Genomic DNA, 19,757 nt, shown 5'->3' with positions numbered 1-19,757 from the left:
CCTCGGCCAGAGAATTTTGTTGGTTCGTACAGAGGCTGCTTCTGGCCGGTAGCGGTTTCTCGACAAGGGTAACAATTGGCTGATAGTCGTCAGTGGGAATGGCCTAGGGCACATCCTGAACGTCTGATTCAGAGCGAGTGTCATTGTGCGCGGCGCTGGAGTGGCGGGGAGAGAGCGCGTTAATCGCCATTGCGGCCAGCGCCAGCACGGCTCCTACGGTCGCCAAGCCGGCCCAGGCAGCCTGGTGAGCGCCATAGTTCCCCAATGCCGCGCCGATCGCGCCTCCCAGGAAATACGCCCCCATGAAAACCGTGTTGAGTCGATTACGAGCCTCGGGTCGCAAAGTATGGACGCGTGTTTGGTTGGCAATCAGGCCGGCACGGTTGCCGAAGTCGAGCAACACCATGCCGGGGATCAGCGCGACCAGGCTGTATCCACCAGCGGAAATGAACGCAAAGCCCACGGTTAGCGCCAGCGTGCCCGCCAGGACCATGGCGCGGGCGCCCAGGCGATCGGCTAGTGCCCCGATACGTGGCGAGGCGACGATGCCGACCAGCGCGGACAGACCAAACAGGCCAATGGTTGCCACACCGAAGCCGTAGGGTGGTTGTGAAAGAAGTGCAGCAAGTGAAGCCCACAGTGCGCTGAACGCGGCGAATATCAGGAAACCACTTGCGGCGCAGAAGCGCAGCACGGGCTCCTCGCGCAGCAGGCTGCCAAGCGAGCGCATTAGGCCGGCGTAGCTGATGATGCTCAGGGTCGCGGCGTCAGGCAGGCGCCTGGTCACGATGATCAGTAGCAGCAGGTCGATCAGCGAGGCCAGCACGAAGACGAATCGCCACCCGGTGTATTCGCCGAGGAAACCGCCGATGGTGCGTGCCAGGAGCAACCCCGCGGAGAGGCCGCTGAGCAGCATGCCGACGACACGCCCGCGTGCAGCGGGCGTCGCCAGGCCCGATAGAGCGGGAATGATGATCTGCGCGGTGATCGCCGTCACCCCGACGGCGAAACTGCTGGCGCACAGCAGCGCAAAGCTCGGTGCGAGTGCAGAGGAAAGCAGCGCGAGCGCATTCGCCGCAATCGCCAGCACCGCGAGCCTGCGCGGCTGCCGGCAATCGGCAAGTGGAACGATGAGTAGCAGGCCGGCCGCATAGCCGAGCTGCGTTAGGGTGGCGATCAACCCGGCCTGAGTTGGCGCAAGGCCGAAGGAGGCAGCCATCTGCGGCAGCAGGGGCTGATGGTAGTAAATGGTCGATACGGCGATCGCGCAGCAAACGGCCATCGTGGCGGCCAAACGAGCGGAGACTCCGCTCGTGGCAGCGGTTGGGATGGACATGGCAGCGTCCTCGTCAGTGCTGTTGCAGGGCCTGTACCAATCCCCGGGTGTCGACGATGTTGTGGGCGAAGGTCGGCCCGTTCAGCTCGTGCGCTGCATGCATCATTTCATGGCTGAATGCCGCGGTTGCATCACGGACCAGGGTGACGTGGAACCCAAGCTCCATGGCAAAGCGCGCGGTGGATTCGATGCAGGTGTTCGCCAGCAGTCCCACCACGATGACATGGGTGATGCCGTGCTGCTTGAGCTGGAGGTCGAGATCGGTGTTGGCGAATCCGCTCTGGCCCCAGTGTTCCTGGATGATGATGTCGCCGTGCTGCGGTACGAAGTCCGGATGCCATTCGCCGCCCCAGGTCCCTTTCGCGAATGTGTGGCGCTTCTGGATCAGGCGTTGAGTCGGGCTGGGATGGTCCCAGTGGTCGTAGTCACCGGGTTGCCAGCGACGGTGCGGTACGTAGAACACCTGGATGCCCTGTTCGCGCGCGGTGGCGACTGAGGTGCGCAGGTTCACGAGCAGGCGAACCTCCTCCGCGATGTCTTTCAGCATGGGGAATACCTTGCCGCCCTCGGACAGGAAGTCGTTATAGGGGTCGACCAGCAGCAGGCCGGTCCGCTCCGGGGAATACACAGGATGGGTCATTTCGGTGCTCCAGTTGAAGAACGTGCGCTTCAGGTCGCCTCTCACCAAGCGGCTTCTGTTTCGATGTCGCAGTTCGTGAGGCGGTGGAGATCATGGTAACTATGAAAATCATAGTGTCAACTGGGGTGGTGCTTACAGGCGATCAGAGGTGCTCTCACAAATCTTCGTGGTGTTACTATGAAAATAATAGGGTCTTCTAGGAGAGCGGCGTGATGCCCGTGCTGGACGAGACGATCGATACGGTGTGCCCGGTGGCGCGCTCGGTGGATGTGGTCGGGGACAAGTGGACGATCTTGGTGCTGCGTGAGCTGTACATGGGGGCGACGCGCTTCGAGGAAATGCAGATCCAGACCGCGGCGACGCCCCAGATGCTGACCTCGCGCCTGAAAGCGCTGGAAACCAACGGCCTGGTCGAGCGCCGGCCCTACAACGCAAAGCCGCTGCGCTACGAATACCATCTGACCGACAAGGGATGGGACTTCTACCCCGTCATCTACGCGCTGCGCGCCTGGGGCGAGACGTGGTGCAAGAGCGAGGATGAGGGCCTGGCCGTGCATTTCGTGCACCGCGCGTGCGGCCATGATGTGGGCGTGGCCAGCGTTTGTCCCCACTGCGGCACCCCGGTGGAACGCAAGGACCTGGAGGCGTCGATCAGCAATCTTTTCCTTGGCGAACGCGAGTCTCGCCGGGAGGCCTTCAAGCGGAAGTAGCTGATTCTGAGCGTCCGCTAATGGCCGGAAGCAGTCCCGATAGTTGATCAGACTCGTCTGCAATCGACGATTCTGTCTGACGATGCTGCAACATTTGTCTTAAGGATCTGAGCATCAACGTTTATGGATTTTGGTGATCCCATGACCAATGCACCCTTATCGGGGGCTGTGTGATGAGCAGCGGACGTGGCTTGAGCGAGCACTCATCCCGCGCTAAGTGCCACGGCGCGCCATCCATATCGCTCTTCCTTAGGATGCTTGGCATACCGGAATGACTGGGAACCATGCATGGAGGATGATTCCGGCGACATTTGCCTCCAATGGCAGCACAAGCACCCAGAACCACCAGTAAAGCCAACCGATAGTGAACCCAGCCCAGGGACCGATGGCGCGCTCTGCATAAGTCGAAAACGAACCAGTATCTGGCAATGCAACGGGCTTCCCGGGCTCCTCCACACACCCGCGACAGAATTTGACGCCGCCTCCAAGTACTGTGTCCTCCATCCACCCGATAGAGGAGACGCGGCAAATGCGAAAGGCACTGACCCATTGCTGCCAATGCTGTGACTGGCAGCAGACGTCGATGCTCGGCGACGGGGAAAGCATGCAGCAAGAGCTCTTCGATCACTGCCCCCAGTGCCGATCACCTCACCCACTTATGCGGCAGGCAACCCGACTGGAGGCCCTGGGGGCTGCCGCCGCCCGGTCGAGAAGAGCCACTACCTATCAGAACCATGGCAAACTGCCATCGAATAGGGGTAAATTCGCCATATAAGTGACGCCAACAAATGTCACTCCAGTTCAAGACGACAAGGAAGTAGTTATGTCCGAAGCCAAGGACACCCTCCTCAGGCAACTGACCCTTTTGCGCCTGATCCCCGAGTACCCGCGCTACACCTCTTCCCAGACGTTGCACGAAAAGCTGAAGGACCGTGGCTACAAGGTAGAGCTCCGTACTGTACAGCGGGATCTGAACCGGCTTTCCGCGCCCTTCTCGCTGACCAACAGCAAGAAGGGTGGGCGCAATGAATGGAGCTACACAAAAGGCACGCCGCTGGATCTGAGAGATATGGAGCCCTCGACGGCGCTAGCCCTCTACCTGGCCGAAAGCCACCTGAGCACGCTGCTGCCGCAGAGCGTACTGGACCTGCTGGGACCGCAGTTCAACAGGGCTCGCAACTACCTCGACAACCTCGGCCAGAACGATCTTGCTCACTGGGCCCGACGCGTCCGCACCCATCCCAACGGCAAGGCCCTGCAGCCCGCCCAGGTCGACGCCGACGTCTGGCGGGCAGTCTCCGGCGCACTGCTGGCGGCCCGCCAGCTGCAGGTCGACTACCTAAGCCGCAGCAAGGGCGAGCCCAAGACGCTGCTGATCCACCCCGCCGGCCTGGTCTCCCGCCAATCCATTGGCTACCTGATCGGCACCGTCGATGGCTACGACGACCTGCGCCAGTTCGCCCTGCATCGCATTCGTAAGGCCGAGTGCCTGGAAGCCCCGGCCCGCGTCCGTGACGACTTCGATATCGACCGCTACATCCGCCAGGATCTCAACACCACCGCACCCATCGAACATGTAGAACTGGTCGCCGATGTATCAGCGCAGATCGCCTGGCTGCTCGGTGAAACTCCGTTGAGCCCGAAACAGAGTCTGGAGCCGCTACCCGATAGCGACTGGCAACGGCTCCGCGCTGTCGTGCCGGATGATCAGGAGACGCTGTGGTGGGTGTTTGGGCTGGGGGAGAACGTGAGGGTTTGGGAGCCGCAGGGGTGGTGCAAAGCTATCAGCAACAAAGCAAATAAGCTGGGGGCCTTGTATGCGCATCAACTTTCATAAGGCGGCAACTGCGCGAGAAGCTGAACTCCCTACGATGAAGCCGACCCTCTCACCAAGACGCGATCTTCACTTGATAAATACCACTCTCGGCAAGCAAGACAACGAAGCCGGATACCGCAAAATTTACTAAGCAAAAACCCAGATATGGAGCATTCCTGTGAGCACACCAGAAATCCAGAAACAAATTGATGATGCGATCAAAGACGCTGTAAGAGGTTCTGGCAAAGTGAACGTAATTGTGGCAGGAAAGACCGGGGTTGGCAAAAGCACATTGATCAACAGCGTGTTCCGTGGCGAGCTGGCAAAAACAGGCTCCGGACAACCGGTCACACAACGAATAGAAGAAATTTCCAAGGAAGGCCATCCGATTGTAATCATCGATTCCAAAGGCCTGGAGCTTAAAGATTACGAAAAAATCATCAGCGAACTGCGCGATGAGATAACCGAGCGTTCACAACACCACGACGAAAACAAACATATTCATGTGGCCTGGATTTGCATACATGAAGACGGCCGGAGAATTGAAGAGGCCGAGCAACACCTGTGCGAGATGCTCAAAGAAAAAGGCATCCCCGTCATCGTAGCGATTACCAAGTCTCGCTCAGACAACGGCTTCCGCGAGCAAGTCAGGGCCGCACTGCCGTCGGCCAAAGCTGTCGTGTCGGTCAGAGCCATCCCCGAGAAAATTGAAGATGACGGCGAAGTCATAACGCTCAAGGAAAAAGGCATCAACGAACTGATAACCGAAACAGCCAAACTCTTGCCTGATGCAAAGCAGAGAGCCTATGCCAACGCACTCAACTCGCGGCATACCGCAGCGACCAAGCTGAAAATCGAGCAAGCCGAACGTGAAGTCAATATTGCTGCCACGGCCGCCGCTGCAGCTGGCGCAACCCCCATTCCTTTTGCCGATGCCGCACTTCTGGTGCCGATCCAGGTCGGCATGCTGGCGAAAATCGGCATTACGTTCGGTATGGAAACCAGCACCACTGCACTGACGACCCTCGTAACCTCCGCATTGGGCGCTGGAGCTGCCACCCTGGCAGGCCGCACGGTTGTAACTGGCATCTTGAAAATGATCCCGGGAGTCGGGACCTTGGCGGGCGGTGCTATTGCCGCAACGACCGCAGCAGCCCTTACCAAAGGACTGGGAGCTGCCTACATCTCGATTCTGACCAGTTTCATCGAGAAGAACCCCGGCAAACCACTGGATATGGATCTGATTGCCAGCGAGCTGAAAAATAAGCTCTCGTTCTCCTAGCGAACTATCGATTCGGGCCAGGTGCTCATGGAGAGCGCCTGTCTGAATCATTCTGCCGCTCAATTAAAGCTCTGAACGCTGAAGTGAACAGCGTAACGGTCAATATTCGCTTTTTTTCGGAAGAGCACCACAGCCACTACCTCTCTCGGTTTGAACGGCGAACTCGGCTGCTCAAACATGTTCTGACCGACCAAACATCAGATTGACAGGTGCACACGATGCAAAAAGAAACCATCTTCCAGAAGCTGCAAAGGTCCATTGATAACCTGCAGATATACAAGCGGTTGAACAGTACACCGAGCAGCGCCGGGGTGTTACTGCTGGCCAGGGCTAGATGAGCGGCTCGCTTGCCGCTGGCGAAACGGGTTTTCCAGGTGCTTTCGTCAATCTTGCCGCTCTGGTGATCCCAGAAGCTCTGGAACACGTACTGGTTATCCAGCAGCGCGCGGATGCTGCTGGAAAATTCCTGCCAGATCAGCGCATCGATGCGCTTCTTCTCGTCCAGCAAGCAGAGTTTTTCCAGAAAGGCCTTGAAGGTCTCCTGCTCCGAGAGACGCTGCCGATCGTCGATCTCGCTGGCATAGGCGGCGTTGAAGGCGATCCACAGGAAGATGAAGCGACCGTCGAGGTCAAAGTAGTACGAACCAGTGGTTCTACGAGGAAAAGGGCGAACGCAAGGGTGGCGCCAGCGAACAGGAGATGGTCGAGCTGATCCGTACTGGTCGTCTCGGCTACGGCAGCTCCGTGTGGATGAACGGTTTCCGCGAGTGGGCGAAGCTGGAGGACACCCCGCTGCGGCAACATCTGCTGCAGACACCGCCACCACTGGTTGGCGGCCAGGTGAACAACACCCTGGTCTGGGTGCTCGCCTTCGCGCCCATCATCGGCTACCTGATGGAATGGTTCGCCGCAGGCGCGCTCAATGGCAGCGAAGCGGCGGCGGCGCGAGCGATGGAAAACGCCAGTTACTGGTACATCACGCTGGCGCTCAACCTGCTGCTGTCCTTCTTCGACGAGAAGCGTCTGCAAAAGGCCGGGCACAATACCAGCCGCTTCAGAGGCTGGGTCTGGCTGGTACCGGTGTACCTGTATCAACGCGCCAAGAATCTGCAGCAAAACCTGGCCTACTTCGTTGTCTGGCTGGTGTGTTTCGCGCTGGTTCTTCTGGCCTGACGGAGTCCACCGCATGCTCAAGAACATTCTTGCCACCGTAGGGTTGGCTGTCGTACTCAAGGCTGCCTTCGAACACTACTGCGAGTTCCGCGAGCTGAAGCGCGAGAAACGGGAACGTACGGAGCCGACCACCTGAATACTGCGAGTTTCGGAGCAGCGACTGGCCGTTTCGGTTGATTGCGACCGATCTCCAGCCTGCTCCGAAACTGGCGATCATGGTGATCTGGCGACAGCCTTACCCCTCGTTGCGCACGACCCGAAGCGCTCCTCACCCTCCCCCACGTTCGGGAGGCAAGACCATCGCCTCATGACACAATCACTTCTAAAGGTCCCCGGCGCGGATCGGGTCGAGTTTTTCCGGAAGCGATTCCAATGGTGGAGCTTACGCCGGATTGATTTGCCGAGATGTCACTAACTCGGTGGCCAGCGTCTTATCGAAGGTCCACTGATAGCGTGCATCCGCCATCCGCATGCATGAATAAAGCGGTGTAGATAATCAGCCACGGCTGCTGCGTGTTGCATGAAAACTCTTTGAATGCACGAAGAATAGGAATGCTCTCGACATCAGTACCGAGTTGGCCTGAACATCCGCCTGAGTTTGGCTTTGAGAATTTCCGCCTGAGAAGCCGGCCGCCACCCCAGTACCTCACATCCACATTGAGGGCATTTGTCGAACCAGTCTCGTCCGAGGTCTAGGACATCGCTGAGCGGAATGACGGTTTTCTTCCAGGAACAACCTGTACAGCTGTAAACACTGGGCTGAGAAGGCATCGGCATGGAAAGCACTCATGAGAACCAGGTACAGCCAGCCTGCCGGACGGGTACGACAAACCCTGTCGCACCCGTCACCGTTGCGGCTCGATGAGCTAGCCATCACCCAGCAGTGATTCCCTCAATCCGCTGCGTCGCTCGACGCGGCGCTGTACGGCCTGCTCGAAGATGCCGGCGCAGCTCTCGATCAGGCTGAACCAGTGCCGCGCGCGGGTGATGCCGGTGTAAACCAGTTCCTTGGTCAGGACCGGATTCAGGGTGTCCGGCAGGATCAGCGCACCATGGGCGAATTCCGAGCCCTGGGACTTATGCACCGTCATGGCGAACACGGTTTCCACCGCTCCCAATCGACTCGGCAGGATATGCCGCAGCGCGCCGCTGCCATCGTTGCGCGGGAACACCACCCTTAGCACCTGCCTCAGCGGCGCACCGGGGAACTCCGGCGGTTCCGGCAGACGCAGTGCGATACCGATGTCGCCGTTCATCAGCCCCAGACCGTAGTCGTTGCGCGTCACCATCACCGGGCGCCCCTCGTACCAACCGTGGTCCTGTTCCAGCAGCCCCTGGCGCTGCAGTGCCTGTGCGATGCGCTCGTTCAGCGGCGACGACATGCAGCACATAAGGACGCAGCAGGCGATGCCACTTCCAGGTCTTTTCCTTGGCCAGCGCGCCGGGCGACAGCTCAAGGCGCGCCAGGCCACCATCGGCTTTCTTGCGCAGGCCGCCGAGCCAGCCATCCAACTGCACCTCGCCCAACTTGAAACTCAACTGCTGGGGCGACTCCAGCAGCTCCGGCCAAAGCACGCAGAGGCGTTCATGGCGGAGCAACTGTGCCGGAAGCGGCTCCAGCAGGCCGCGACGATACTGATCGCCAAAACCGGCCAGGGGCAGGACGCCGCTGCGCTGCAGCCGGTCGGCGGCCTCGGTCAGGGCGACCTGTGCATCACCGTCCCGGGCGAGCACGGCGGACTTCAACAGGCGCTCCTGCAACTGGTAGTGTTCCAGGGCGTTGAGGGCGAACGGGATGGCGCGCATCGGCATCAGGGTGCAGAAGTTCACCGCGCCGGCGAGGAAGCGCTGACTCAGGCGGCCCTGGTCAAGGTCGCCGAGCCAGGCCTCGCGCACCACCGGCAGCGGCAGCGCTTCTTCCAGGCCGCCGGCTTCGCAGAGCGCCAGCCAGCCGTCGAGGGCATCCAGCAACCGGGTGTGCAACACCTCCTCGCGATCGCCCCGGGGCAGGAAGAACCTGTCCAGCAGGCCGCGCAGGCGTTCCCCCCAGAGCACCGGCGAAGCGGGCTCGCGAAGCTGTTCCAGTTGACGGTCGAGGGCTTCCAGCAGACGGGTTAGCGGACCGATCAGGGCAGCGTCGAGGCCGCCGATTTCGTCGTAGGGCTCGATACCGGCATAGGCGCCCGCGTCGCCGACGGTATAACCCAGCAGCATGCGGCGCAGGCCAAAGCGCCAGGTGTTCTGCTCGAGCCCTTCGCCCAGGCCCAGGGACTCACGCTGGTGGGCATCCAGGCCCCAGCGGATGCCCGCGCCTTCCAGCCAGCGACGCAGGGTGGGCAACTGGTCTTCGGCAATGCCGAAGCGCATGCGCAAGGCTGCGACGTCCAGCAGATCAAGTACCTCGCTGACGCTGAAGCGGCTGTCCGGCAGCTGCATGAGATGCTCCAGGGCGATCACCAGCGGCTCCTTTCCGCGCAGCCCTTGGTCCGCGAGGGTGAAGGGGATGTGCCGCGGATCGTCGCTGGCGAACTGGCCAAACACCGCCTGGATGTGCGGCGCATAGGTATTCACGTCCGGCACCATGACGATCACGTCGCGCGGGAGCAGGGTCGGGTCTTCGCTGAAGGAGGCGAGCAACTGATCGTGCAGCACCTCCACCTCACGCTGGGCACTGTGGGCCACGTGGAAGCGCAGGGAACTGTCGTGAGCCGGGTCCACGGGCGGCCATGCCTTGCGGGTTTCCGCCAGGGGGCGCAGATCGAGGATGTCGTTCTGCAGTTGACCGAGCAGGCTGTCCTCCCGTGCCGGGCTGAACAGATCGATGCGCTCGAACTGCTCGCGGTAGCGCTGGGGCTCGTCGTACTGGTCCAGCAGGTTGATGTAGTCGCGGCCCTGCTTGCCCCAGGCGGCCAGCAGCGGCTGGGCGTGCTGGTGCAGCGTTGCCTGATCGAACAGGCCGATCTGGCCGGCGCCGCCGCCCTTGCGCTGCTGGCGGCGGTACTCGTGGCGCAGCAGGTCCTTGTCTTCGACTATGTCGCCCCAGTGGTGCTGGCAGGGGTTGTGCACGTAGAGCATCACCTGGCTGAAACGGGCGATGGCAGTCAGCGCCTCCAGCACCTGGGCGGGTAGCGAGGAAATGCCGAACACCGTGACGCGGCGGGGCAGGCCGGGCGGCGGCGCATCCAGCTCCCGCAGGCGAGCGACGAAGCGCAGGTGTACACCGGCGCGGCTTTCCGCCAGATGCTCCTCGCCCACATCGGCCAGCAGCGCGCGCCACAAGGCCGGCTGCCAGCGCGAGGCGTCGTCCAGCTCGCGCTCGCCGCCACGCGAGGTACGCAGAATGTCGCGACCTTCAGCCCAATCGGCCAGCCAGTCGGCGCGGTAGACCTGGTACTGATCGAACAGGTCGGCCAGGCGCTCGGCCAGTTGGTGTCGTTTGCGCAGGTCGCCATCATCAGCGAGGAAGCGCCGCAGCGGGGCGAAGACGTCATCGGCCAGCAGGCCGGGCAACAGGCGCATCAGGCGCCAGGTCAGCGGGGCCTTGTCCAGTGGCGACTGCTGGGGAATGGCATCGCGGCCGAGCACACTGCGGTAGGCCTGCCAGAGGAAACGCGCCGGCAGGTTCACATCGAGGGCTGCAGAAATACCGCAGCCATCCCGCTCGGCCAGCGCCAGCTTGAGCCACTGCCCGGAATGCCACTGGCCCCTGAACACCCAAAGGCATGAGGTGAGCTGCGACTCTGCCTGGTGCCGGGACAAGAAAAGCCTCTTTCTCAGAGACGGCACGAAGCTCGTGAACCGCGTGAATAACAGCCACCTTGAGGGCCAGGATGCCCAAGAAAGGCTCATGCTTAATCCAGCCTTATGGAAGTTCACGCTGCAGCCGGGATTGCTGGAACTGTCCTTGGCACACGCCCTGACCGAGAGAGGTTACGAAGTAGAACTTTGGCCTAACGTCGATCGAACAGATCTTCGTATCCGTATGGGCCAAAGCACTCAGGATATCGACGCAAAAGTGTGGGTATCGGCCCACGAACTCGCCAAACACATTGAACAGATTCCGTCCCACCTACCTCGATGGATCGTGATCCCCGACTACCAGAAGCAGAACATACCTCTACTCCGAGAGCACTGTCCTATGGGTGTGCGCGTGTTCACCCAGAACCAATGTGTACAGGAGGTGCAGAAGCATGCGTCCTCTTTCTGACATCGCGACCACACTGTTCCTGGCTATCGCTGTGCGCTACGTCACCGACGAACCTACGCTGCCCGGTACGCCTGATGTGCCGTTGCCTGAAGGTTTCCGCCAGCGGCTACTATGCCTGGCAGGATCGCGAGCCAAGCTCACGTGCTCAAGAGAATGCGCGCCTGGTGAGGCGCATTCGTGAGATTCACGAAGACAGCCGTGGTGTCATCGGAGCACCACGCATGCACGAGGATCTGCGCGACGAGGGCGAAACCGTCAGCCTGAATCGCGTTGCTCGCCTGATGGCGGCTGAGCAAATTCAAGGCTGGCCACGCCGGAAGCGGCGTGGCTTTGGGAGAGTGGCCAGCAGCCGTCCAGCAGGCGTGAAAAACCTGCTGGAGCGCGACTTCACCGCGCAGGAACCAGAGCGCAAGTGGGTCACGGACATCACGGAAATCGCCACCCAGGAAGGCAAACTCTTTCTATGCGTGGTGCTCGACTTGTACAGCAAGCTGGTGATCGGTTGGTCGATGCACCACCGCCAGGATCGGCAGATGGTGATTCGAGCGGTGGAGATGGCGATCTGGCAGCGCCAGGGTGACTGGTCAGTGATCCTGCATTCGGATCGCGGCAGCCAATTCACCAGCGCCGACTACCAGCGCTTTCTCAACCGCAACACGTTGGTTTGCAGCATGAGTGCCGTCGGGCATTGCGGCGATAACGCTGCTTGTGAAGGCTTCTTCGGTCAGCTCAAACGGGAGGTAAGCGTCCGCTCTCTACCGTCTTGACCCTCAGACTTTAATCCGCTTCAGACGCTGATTGATGTCGTCGCGGTCAAATGCCGTGGGATCGAAGGTATCGCCGTACCAGTCGAGCATGTCCAAGTATTCGGGATGTTCGGGGTCGGCAAGCGCGTCCAGAAAATCCGCGTAACCCGGTGCACCGCCGACATCCTCCGGCGGGCTGGCATTGGCGCCGTCGATGCAATACAGCACATGCGGGCACGCAATGGCCGGCAACAGCCGCTCGATCTTGATCCGGTGCTCCCAGTTGTCGCCAAAGTCATAGACGTAACGAAACGCCTTCGACCCATACAGCACCTTTGTCAGCGTCTTGCGCTGTTCCGAAACGACCGGAGGGCCCCAGTCGGGATCGGGAATACCGTAGCTTTCGCCAGCGATTTCAAACTCATGAAGATGGGTGTCACTCCAGCCCATCACCGCCTGAATAACCTGGTGCAGTTTGCTCAGGGTGATGCGCTCGGGCACGGCGACCCGGCGCCAGATGGCGGGTTTTATCCACGTCAGTTCGATGTGCAGTTGCAGGAGACGGTCGTTCGCCGGCTTGGGCAAACGGGTGACGTTGGGCATGGGTCAAGCGGCCTCATGTTCTAGGGTAACCTCTGAGCCCTTTGGGTCGTAGTCGGTCAGCACGACGAATGGGATGTCGAGCCCTTGGGGCCCCAGCAGCTTCACGTAGGGAGCGAAATTGGTTCCGGCAATCGAGCAGACGGTTATGCCCAAGGCATCGAAATCGAAGGCCTCGTCGTACAGCTTGGCCAGCGTAGGCAGGAGGAATTTCTCTGCATCCCCCTCCACCAAGATGACACCCTTCGAGAAGAACAGCTCACCGCGCGTGACGTCGATGTAGCGCTCCAGATCCTCTCGGTCAGCTGCTCCAAGCGCGATTCCCTTGAGGGATCGAGCAACCGTATGCCTTTCTCTTGGAACATTTGTTAGCACTACGACGTTGGCAAGCGGGGCAACGCTCGCGACGTTTGGCGAGTGCGTTGTCAGTAGGATGCTGCGCAGTTCTCGTCCTTGCTGCCCCTCATCGCGCGCTTTGAGGTAGTTCCGGTAGATCAGGCGCTGAAGGTGAGGGTGCAGGTGGGCCTCGGGCTCTTCGATCGCCAGGAACGTGTGCTGACGCTCCCCTTCTTCCACCAGGTACTGATGCTCCAAGTGCTTCAACGCAAGGTACAGCACGTTCGCGGAGCCCAGGCTTGCCTCTGCGACCCCCCTTTTGCCGCCATCGATCATCATCTGCAGCGCACGGAGCAACCGTTCAGGCTCCGTCGGCGCAAAGCCCAGGGCTGTCTCGATTGCATGATTCTCGCCGATCATTGCCGTGAGCTGGCCATTGACCTGCTTCACCACATCATCAAGCTGGGGCAAACCAGCGATCCTTGATGTCGTTGCATGTACCTCCTCGGCGATCTCTTTCAGTTCTTCCTCATCAATGGTCTGAGCGGCTCGATCCAGCAACGGCCGAAGTGGGGAGCGGGTCCACCGAGCAAGGTCGGATTCCGCATCGCGAAGCGCGGGGAACAGGTCCATTGGCATCCAGCGCCGCATCTCGTAGCCGACCGAGTTTTCTGGGCGATCGCCACCGAAGATCACAAACTCATAATCCGCTTCGCTGCGTGGCGCTCGATCGAGGCCTGCGATTGGTTGGAAACGGTACGTGACCTTCGCCACCATGGGCACGGGCTGAATCAGGTGGTCGGCGAGCACTGCCAGCAGCTCTTCGCTGTCTTCGAAGTCGCTGAACTCCACCGAGATTTCGATTGCATCATCAGCCTTCAGAGGCCTGGGCAGGCCATCCCAGAAATCATCAAGACGCAGCCTTCTTGCAGAGTCAGGTAAAGTCGGATCCAGGATCATCCGCAGAGCAAACAGCAGGTTCGTTTTGCCTACCTTGTTCTCGCCGAGCACAACAGCATGCTGCCCCAAGCACACGTCAAGGTGCTTGAAGTTCCTGAAGTTCTTAATTGTGATTCGGCTCAGCTGCATAAAAACTCTCCTTCCCTAGATACCGTGTTCGAGCACGGGGCTGCCGCAAGAAACGACCGCCATGATGGCATATGGCCGTCCGGCGCGTACGAGGCAATCGCGGATGCTTGCAAGCTCACACATATTGGTCGGCAAGAGCAAAAGCCTCGAACGAGGCGGAGGCGACCTCATGAGACATACGTATCCCAGCTGGGAAAGAGGTCCCGTCACAGGTAGGAAATCAGCCGATGCCGCAGTCAAAATCGGTCGAAAAATGACGTAAAATTAGAAAAATCGGGCCGCTCTATGGTCAAGTCTCGTAGTTCAGGCGATGAGCAGGGCCGACGCGTGACTCAAATGGCAAGCTACGGCGTCATATGATTTATATCGGTACCGCATAGCAACAACGGCATTGCAGGTCGCCAGAACCTCAGCCGAGTACCTTTTTGAGTATCCTTTTTTAAGGTGAAACGAAGAAAACCCCCTGTTTCTTGGGCTTTGACAGGGCTGGTTCGACTCCTGGTGCCGTACCATCAAATACAAGCACGAAGGCCCGCCTCTCAGCGGGCCTTCGTGTTTCCGATCAACGCATTGCTCAGTGCGGGGCGCTTGAACGCGGACCTGCGTCTGCTCTCCAGCAATGAGCAGGGCGCCGCCCGCGCCGGCAAGGTCGACAACCGGGCCTTCAATGGTGTGATCGGCTACTCGATAGGCATGCAGAAATTCAGCGTCGCCTAGGCAAACGACTGTATTTATGACTGCCAGCAAAGACAAAACCATCGAAGTGCTTGGCCAGGAGCGGCATCTCCGCTGGAGCGTCGAGGAGAAGCTAGCCATGATGCGCGAGAGTCTTGAGCCCGGGCAAAGCGTCTCGGTGGTGGCCCGGCGTAACGGTATAAACCCCAACTAACTGTTCCACTGGCGCAAGCTTTACCAAGACGGCAGCCTCTCGGTGATCAGTGCCGGTGAAGCCGTGGTGCCTGCCTCGAGGGTGACCGAATTGATCGAGTCACTCGGCTTCATCATCGTTCCAGATCGAGAATACTGAGAACTCGGGCGCAAGACTGATCTTCGATGAGGACTGCGAGCGGCTGTTCGCCGCCCAGGTCGGGGTGTGCTTTGAGCAACCACTGGGCCGCATCACTTCCAAACTCTGTAACCAACAACTCGACGGCCTCGGCTAGCTCATCCACGAACTGCTTGTCGACGACGTAGGCATTAGAAAGGTCTCTAGCAGACAGCCCGCGATGCTCTTCGCAACGCACAGCCGCCCAGCCTCCATGGATGTCGGAAAACCCCAGACGCGAACACGCATCGCACATGCTGTCAGAGAGCACGACGGCAACACTGAAGCACGCTTCGATCAGCTCATCACCTCCTCGATGGTAGATTCGCAGGCCTGCGAACTTCTCTTTCACCTGAAGGACTCTCAGCCCAAGCTCCTTCGCTTCGTTTCTTCTGAATGCGAATGAAAGAGCTGCATAAACTGCCGGATACCAGCCGCTCCCGCACTCGAATGGGAAATACCGAGTTCCCCGAATCGAGTCCAATATGCTTTCGAAAGTGTTTAGTTTGTCTTCGAAGATCTTATCCATTCGCCCTACCTCCATCGGTCATGGGGGAAGCTAAGCGACTCGATTACCGGAGTACTCCATGTTCAATCCGCCCGATCAGAGTCATCACATCACGAAAGCCGTTGTGCTCTTGCAGTTGTTCAATAGGGGATTTCATATCAAAGGCTCTCGCCGGAGATACCAACCAGCGGGATGTTTGGGTTGGATTGAAGGCGAAGAGCGCGATTGCTGCTTCCAGTACCTCAGTCAGCGATTCCCCTTGCCTGAGCCAGGCGCTCGAATCTGACGGTGGTGTTTCATTGCATTGCTCATGTCGTTGGCAACGAGCGCCGAGCCAGCCATCGCGCTCGCGGATGCAGCCCGGGCCCCCGCATAGCTCGCAAACTGACACTGATAGTTGCTCCACAAGGTCCACTACGGCCGTGACGTAGTCATCACCTCCGTGGTGGTAAAAACGAAGCCCGCCAAATTTTTCCTTTATCTGGGAGGCAATGGCCTGTTCCGAACCTGTGTGATCGATGTGCTGTTGTACCAAATCGCATGCCGCGTAGATCAGACCGAACCAGCCGTCCTGGCATTCGCAGCCGAATAACTGAATGCATCCGTGCCCCTGCGCAGGGAGAAGCTTGGGGTACCGTGAGCACAGGACGGTTTCCAGGTTTTTTTCCATGGGTGTTTCCCTCACTCAAGAGCTGCGTGATGCGCTTTGCTGTCAGAACCATGAGTCTTCTAGTGCAAAACCATGGCGTTCGAGTATTTCGTTGATCGCCCCACAGGTACGTTCGCACCGGCGCAATTCGCAATCGGTGAATGACACTGCAAGGGCGAGCAGCCAGGCCAACTCGTGCGAGCGAATCTCCAGAGGATCGCAGTACCAGACCTGTACGATCGAGATGCTCGGGTCCTGGAAGTGGAAGCTATCGACAAGCTGAAGCGACCCCTGCCTGTCTCGCCAGCCGTCAAGGCTGATGGCATAGGTTTTCTGCCAGTTGTCCGCCAGCATGCTGATTTCACTCAGGGCACTGATACCGGCCAGCGGAAGACCCGATGCGTCGAGATCCCGCACGTAGAAGTCCCGGATCCTGGGGTTCGAGATGCAGTCTCTGACTTCTGTCAGGGAGATCATTCCGGCCTCGTAAAGGCTGGATTGCACCTGCTCGACCAGTCCAGGTTCATTGATCATACGTAGCTGGGCCATTGGCACCCCCTCTCCCAATTCGGTTTTTCTTCGGCGATTTCGGTGGCAATGAGCCAAATACGGCAGACGACTACCGCGTATGGCCACGTGCGGCCGAAGTCGGAATGGCATGGCCGAATTCGGACATTAGGTGTCCAAATTTGGAAAAGAAAGGCCTGAATGGGAAAGACACTCGACGACTGTGCGCTCATAAAAGGTGGCTAACCTGGGGGTAAATTACCGAATTTCCCTGGAAAAAGACCAAGTTTCCCTGTCGGCGTTTTTCGCAGGTTTAGCTGTGAGATACTTTATTTGAGGCCGCGCGATTGCGAGCAAAGGCGTTGTACGTCACTTCGTTCCTCCCCACGCGGCTCGCTTTTTCTGCGCTTCGCTTGAAAAAGAAAAGGCGTACTTAATACGTCAATAGCATTGACATAAAAATAATAACAAGGTGCTCATCATGGATAGAAAAACAGCGAGGCTATGCCTCCGAATAACTCCTCACGACAAGAGAATCATCACCGCCAAAGCCCGTGGTCTCCATCTCAGCGTTGCCGATTGGCTGGTCCGGGCCGCGCTGGATCGCGAAATCATTCCGCCGATCCCAGTCTGGGACGCTGAGTCGATCAATCACTTGTCTCGCATCGGCAACAATCTCAATCAGTTGGCTCACTCGGCCAATGCTGGACTGCTTGTGGATGACGCAGCACTGCGTGAAATCGCAGCCGAACTGCGTGCCCTGCGGGGGCTGCTGGATGATTTTTAAGGTCCGCAAACATCGCTCGAAGCGACATTTGCGCATCCTGGTTCGGTATCTGCTGTCTCGTAAGGGTGAGTCAAATGAGCGCGTGCTGCGGCATGAGTCGATCAACGCGTTGCCGATGTTGCCCGGCGAGACACCGCTCAGCTATGCGAAACAGTGGGCTGCTGCGCTGTGGGAATTCACTGCTCGGGAGCGCTGCGGGAAAAAGCCACCGGAGGATTATTTTGTACATTCCGTGCTGAGTTTTTTCCCCGGAGATACCGAGCACAAGGCTGATCAACTGACAGCTGAGCAGGCGATTGAATTGGCTAAAGAGGCGATGGTTGAAGTCGCTCCTGGAGATCGGCAGGCGATGTATGTCGTGCATGGCGATAAGGCTCACCTGCATGTCCACATCGTATTTTCTGTCGTCGAGCGTGGTGGACGGATCTGGAATCCGCGCATGGATTTTCGACTCTGGGAAGCTGCCGCAGCTCGGCTGGAAGTGAAACATGGCTTGTATCAGGTGACCGCTGGACGGCCTGGTGGGGAACCGGCTCGGAAAAGGTCGCCAACGGGCAATGAGCTGAATATGGCCATTCGCACCGGGCAGCCCTCAAGCCGAATGTTGCTTCAGCAAATAGTCGATGTGGCGTTGGCTGGAAATCCCCCATTTCCTGTTTTCTGGCAGCGCCTGCTCGATGCCGGTGTCACGCCAATCCCCCGTATAGCGAGTACTGGTCGAGTCTCTGGAATCTCGTTTCAGTATGGGGATGGGTTTCCTATGAAAGGAAGTGACCTGGGGAAGGGCTACTCATGGTCGGCGCTCGCCAAACAGCTCAACTTTGCGCCATCGCAGCATCTTCACCTGCTACGGCCTTTCGCGGTTGATCCCGTCGATCCGGGGTCGATACACATGGAGGCCGATCCTTCCGTACCGGCTTTGCCACAAGGGAAGCCTCCAACGCTCAAGCGATTTATTGCCAAGCCTGTCAGTGATCAACGCATCGATTGGGTATGGAGGAACAAGCCGACACGGACCGCATTCATCGAGTCGCCCAAGGTGTGCGTTGCCAGATCCGCCCATCAATCTGTTTACGAGGCAATGGCCGAGCGTTCTCGGCTGCGTGGGGTGAAGCGAGTAGGTGTTACCGGAGGTGAGGTATTCCGCAGGCGGATGTGGTTCGAGCTGGCGCTGCGTGGCATTTCGGTTGTGGGGTATAAACCAACAGAAGCAGATAGATTTCGATTGGAATGGTGGATGAATGAGCAAGCTGAAAATGGCCGAGGAGATGGCTCGGCAGGAGGTCCAACTCCGGACGGAGGAGATGTCTCTGGCCCTGTCCGTAAAGTTGGATGCCATGCGGAGGGCGAAAGTGTCGACCAGCGAGGAACTGGCGGAGGCGATGTACCCATTGCTTCAGGGCATGACATCACTGGCACTGGAGAACCAGATGCTGCTCAAGGAAATGCGTGTGTTGATGCGCAACGAGGTTCAGGAAATGAGGGCGGAAATGAGCGAGCTTCGAGCGATGTTGATGGAGTTCAAAACCGTGTTGAGGTCCTCGTATCCGCAGGTGCAGGACTGAGACCCGAGCCTCACTTCACGCCCTATATGCGCCGAGCCTCTCGCCTGGGGAAGGCGGCATTGCTGCGCCAGGGTGTGCATTCTGCGCTCGAAACCGAGGACTTGCAGACCATTATGGACATGGTATGGGAGCTGGATCGCAGGTTTACGCGGTGGAGTATCGCGTGCGCTAGACCCGGCAATGAGCCACTCTGCAATTTGACTGCGAGTGAGCAGGTTCACTCTGCTTGGTCCAACTTACAGGTGCTGAACAGCCAGGGCTGCAATGTGCAGTTGTCACTCTCATCGGCTGACAGCTGGCTGCATCTGGTCAATGTAACTGAGGCGGATCTCTTGGTGCTGAGCGCACGGGGAGTCGAGCCGACCATCCAGTTCACCCGGAACGGTGTGACCGAGATCTTCGTTCACGTGAACTATGGATGTGAGCGCCGTGACGTTATGGATGGCTTGGCAGAGCAGGTGCAGATTGGGCTTCAGGCGAGCGTTCGGGGGCACATCGGCAGCGTGTCCTTCCCATTGCCTGGGTTTGACTGCTGGCATGATGAGCAGCTGCAGCTCTGTAGTGCTTTCAGGCTCACCCCAAAAACGATGGGAATGCAGTTTTCGAGTCAACTGCGGCAGTTGAAGGGCGAGGTGGGCCCCCCCAGGATGCTAGGAGCTGTACCCATACAACGTTCTCAGGTCATGGATGAGCACGATGAAGGGCTGCTGAATGGGCGACCTCGTCCCCAGCCGGAGTCGCCTGCTCCGTGAGTCGTGGGC

16 protein-coding genes and 6 pseudogenes are annotated in these 19,757 nt (G+C 59.1%); 11 read left to right on the top strand and 11 right to left on the bottom strand.

Features of this window, described 5'->3' with window-relative positions:
* Positions 1-103: 103 nt before the first annotated feature.
* Together C167_RS0114525 and C167_RS0114520 are read right to left on the bottom strand one after the other, a co-directional pair.
* Positions 104-1,336, bottom strand: a complete 1,233-nt coding sequence (locus C167_RS0114525; protein WP_017518999.1) for an MFS transporter — start codon at positions 1,334-1,336, stop codon at positions 104-106.
* A gap of 13 nt (positions 1,337-1,349) precedes the next feature.
* Positions 1,350-1,976 carry an isochorismatase family cysteine hydrolase gene (locus C167_RS0114520; RefSeq protein WP_026079051.1) on the bottom strand — a complete coding sequence of 209 codons (627 nt, stop codon included), beginning with the start codon at positions 1,974-1,976 and terminating at the stop codon, positions 1,350-1,352.
* Positions 1,977-2,188: 212 nt separating this feature from the next.
* On the opposite strand from C167_RS0114520, the gene C167_RS0114515 reads away from it, so the two are divergent.
* Complete coding sequence (locus C167_RS0114515; RefSeq protein WP_017518997.1) at positions 2,189-2,686, top strand: winged helix-turn-helix transcriptional regulator; 498 nt, start codon at positions 2,189-2,191, stop codon at positions 2,684-2,686.
* 270 nt (positions 2,687-2,956) lie between these two features.
* Here C167_RS0114515 and C167_RS33740 read toward each other — a convergent pair.
* Positions 2,957-3,121: pseudogene (locus C167_RS33740) on the bottom strand (GABA permease); the annotation flags it as partial.
* A 388-nt stretch (positions 3,122-3,509) separates the two neighbouring features.
* On the opposite strand from C167_RS33740, the gene C167_RS0114510 reads away from it, so the two are divergent.
* Both C167_RS0114510 and C167_RS0114505 read left to right on the top strand, forming a co-directional pair.
* A complete protein-coding gene (locus C167_RS0114510; protein WP_017518996.1) occupies positions 3,510-4,523 on the top strand; it encodes a helix-turn-helix transcriptional regulator in 1,014 nt (337 codons plus the stop codon).
* A 157-nt stretch (positions 4,524-4,680) separates the two neighbouring features.
* Complete coding sequence (locus C167_RS0114505) at positions 4,681-5,784, top strand: GTPase (RefSeq protein ID WP_017518995.1); 1,104 nt, start codon at positions 4,681-4,683, stop codon at positions 5,782-5,784.
* 265 nt (positions 5,785-6,049) lie between these two features.
* On the opposite strand, the pseudogene C167_RS35120 reads toward C167_RS0114505, so the two are convergent.
* A pseudogene (locus C167_RS35120) lies at positions 6,050-6,415 on the bottom strand (hypothetical protein); the annotation flags it as partial.
* A 68-nt stretch (positions 6,416-6,483) separates the two neighbouring features.
* Between C167_RS35120 and C167_RS32585 the strand changes: the two are divergent.
* Positions 6,484-6,957: a hypothetical protein gene (locus C167_RS32585; protein WP_017518993.1), complete on the top strand. Its 474-nt coding sequence runs from the start codon at positions 6,484-6,486 to the stop codon at positions 6,955-6,957.
* Positions 6,958-6,970: 13 nt separating this feature from the next.
* The gene (locus tag C167_RS35300) at positions 6,971-7,093 is read left to right on the top strand and encodes a hypothetical protein (protein WP_017518992.1); all 123 of its coding nucleotides are present in this window, start codon (positions 6,971-6,973) and stop codon (positions 7,091-7,093) included.
* Positions 7,094-7,823: 730 nt separating this feature from the next.
* Here C167_RS35300 and C167_RS35475 read toward each other — a convergent pair.
* Positions 7,824-8,327 (bottom strand): annotated as a pseudogene (locus C167_RS35475) (ATP-binding domain-containing protein); the annotation flags it as partial.
* Positions 8,326-10,671 (bottom strand): annotated as a pseudogene (recC, locus tag C167_RS0114475) (exodeoxyribonuclease V subunit gamma); the annotation flags it as partial. The pseudogenes recC and C167_RS35475, both read right to left, overlap by 2 nt.
* 79 nt (positions 10,672-10,750) lie before the next feature.
* Between recC and C167_RS34785 the strand changes: the two are divergent.
* Both C167_RS34785 and C167_RS32580 read left to right on the top strand, forming a co-directional pair.
* A complete protein-coding gene (locus C167_RS34785; RefSeq protein WP_235154321.1) occupies positions 10,751-11,164 on the top strand; it encodes a hypothetical protein in 414 nt (137 codons plus the stop codon).
* A 62-nt stretch (positions 11,165-11,226) separates the two neighbouring features.
* Positions 11,227-11,904, top strand: a pseudogene (locus C167_RS32580) (IS3 family transposase); the annotation flags it as partial.
* Positions 11,905-11,934: 30 nt separating this feature from the next.
* On the opposite strand, the gene C167_RS0114460 reads toward C167_RS32580, so the two are convergent.
* Positions 11,935-12,513 carry a plasmid pRiA4b ORF-3 family protein gene (locus C167_RS0114460; protein WP_003291613.1) on the bottom strand — a complete coding sequence of 193 codons (579 nt, stop codon included), beginning with the start codon at positions 12,511-12,513 and terminating at the stop codon, positions 11,935-11,937.
* Between the two features lie 3 nt (positions 12,514-12,516).
* Positions 12,517-13,935 (bottom strand): ATP-dependent nuclease, encoded by a 1,419-nt coding sequence (locus C167_RS32575; protein ID WP_017518987.1) that lies wholly within the window; start codon positions 13,933-13,935, stop codon positions 12,517-12,519.
* Between the two features lie 552 nt (positions 13,936-14,487).
* Between C167_RS32575 and C167_RS35110 the strand changes: the two genes are divergently transcribed.
* Together C167_RS35110 and C167_RS35105 are read left to right on the top strand one after the other, a co-directional pair.
* A complete protein-coding gene (locus tag C167_RS35110; protein WP_017518986.1) occupies positions 14,488-14,652 on the top strand; it encodes an OprD family outer membrane porin in 165 nt (54 codons plus the stop codon).
* A 40-nt stretch (positions 14,653-14,692) separates the two neighbouring features.
* Positions 14,693-14,929: pseudogene (locus tag C167_RS35105) on the top strand (transposase); the annotation flags it as partial.
* 7 nt (positions 14,930-14,936) lie between these two features.
* On the opposite strand, the gene C167_RS0114440 reads toward C167_RS35105, so the two are convergent.
* The 3 genes from C167_RS0114440 to C167_RS0114430 are packed head-to-tail and all read right to left on the bottom strand — an operon-like array spanning position 14,937 to position 16,686.
* A complete protein-coding gene (locus tag C167_RS0114440) occupies positions 14,937-15,509 on the bottom strand; it encodes an antitoxin Xre/MbcA/ParS toxin-binding domain-containing protein (protein WP_017518984.1) in 573 nt (190 codons plus the stop codon).
* Positions 15,510-15,552: 43 nt separating this feature from the next.
* A complete protein-coding gene (locus tag C167_RS0114435) occupies positions 15,553-16,158 on the bottom strand; it encodes an MbcA/ParS/Xre antitoxin family protein (RefSeq protein ID WP_017518983.1) in 606 nt (201 codons plus the stop codon).
* Between the two features lie 42 nt (positions 16,159-16,200).
* Complete coding sequence (locus tag C167_RS0114430; protein ID WP_017518982.1) at positions 16,201-16,686, bottom strand: hypothetical protein; 486 nt, start codon at positions 16,684-16,686, stop codon at positions 16,201-16,203.
* Between the two features lie 439 nt (positions 16,687-17,125).
* Here C167_RS0114430 and C167_RS33725 point away from each other — a divergent pair, with 439 nt between their 5' ends.
* Positions 17,126-17,431, top strand: coding sequence for a MobC family plasmid mobilization relaxosome protein (locus C167_RS33725; protein ID WP_081596674.1), 306 nt, complete (start codon positions 17,126-17,128; stop codon positions 17,429-17,431).
* Positions 17,421-19,748 (top strand): relaxase/mobilization nuclease domain-containing protein, encoded by a 2,328-nt coding sequence (locus tag C167_RS33720; protein WP_157791843.1) that lies wholly within the window; start codon positions 17,421-17,423, stop codon positions 19,746-19,748. The genes C167_RS33725 and C167_RS33720 overlap by 11 nt, the downstream gene beginning before the upstream one ends.
* The last annotated feature ends 9 nt before the right edge of the window (positions 19,749-19,757 follow it).

The organism is Pseudomonas nitroreducens TX1 (assembly GCF_000313755.1).
Classification (GTDB): domain Bacteria; phylum Pseudomonadota; class Gammaproteobacteria; order Pseudomonadales; family Pseudomonadaceae; genus Pseudomonas; species Pseudomonas nitroreducens_A.
Note: the sequence above shows the minus strand (reverse complement) of the source record. Positions and strands in the feature narration are given on the sequence as shown.

What these genes read in the sequence shown, in the direction of transcription:
- C167_RS0114525 (WP_017518999.1), bottom strand. Translation starts at nt 1,336, where the DNA reads ATGTCCATCCCAACCGCTGCCACGAGCGGAGTCTCCGCTCGTTTGGCC.
- C167_RS0114520 (WP_026079051.1), bottom strand. Translation starts at nt 1,976, where the DNA reads ATGACCCATCCTGTGTATTCCCCGGAGCGGACCGGCCTGCTGCTGGTC.
- C167_RS0114515 (WP_017518997.1), top strand. Translation starts at nt 2,189, where the DNA reads ATGCCCGTGCTGGACGAGACGATCGATACGGTGTGCCCGGTGGCGCGC.
- C167_RS0114510 (WP_017518996.1), top strand. Translation starts at nt 3,510, where the DNA reads ATGTCCGAAGCCAAGGACACCCTCCTCAGGCAACTGACCCTTTTGCGC.
- C167_RS32585 (WP_017518993.1), top strand. Translation starts at nt 6,484, where the DNA reads ATGGTCGAGCTGATCCGTACTGGTCGTCTCGGCTACGGCAGCTCCGTG.
- C167_RS35300 (WP_017518992.1), top strand. Translation starts at nt 6,971, where the DNA reads ATGCTCAAGAACATTCTTGCCACCGTAGGGTTGGCTGTCGTACTCAAG.
- C167_RS0114460 (WP_003291613.1), bottom strand. Translation starts at nt 12,513, where the DNA reads ATGCCCAACGTCACCCGTTTGCCCAAGCCGGCGAACGACCGTCTCCTG.
- C167_RS32575 (WP_017518987.1), bottom strand. Translation starts at nt 13,935, where the DNA reads ATGCAGCTGAGCCGAATCACAATTAAGAACTTCAGGAACTTCAAGCAC.
- C167_RS0114440 (WP_017518984.1), bottom strand. Translation starts at nt 15,509, where the DNA reads ATGGATAAGATCTTCGAAGACAAACTAAACACTTTCGAAAGCATATTG.
- C167_RS0114435 (WP_017518983.1), bottom strand. Translation starts at nt 16,158, where the DNA reads ATGGAAAAAAACCTGGAAACCGTCCTGTGCTCACGGTACCCCAAGCTT.
- C167_RS0114430 (WP_017518982.1), bottom strand. Translation starts at nt 16,686, where the DNA reads ATGGCCCAGCTACGTATGATCAATGAACCTGGACTGGTCGAGCAGGTG.
- C167_RS33725 (WP_081596674.1), top strand. Translation starts at nt 17,126, where the DNA reads ATGGATAGAAAAACAGCGAGGCTATGCCTCCGAATAACTCCTCACGAC.
- C167_RS33720 (WP_157791843.1), top strand. Translation starts at nt 17,421, where the DNA reads ATGATTTTTAAGGTCCGCAAACATCGCTCGAAGCGACATTTGCGCATC.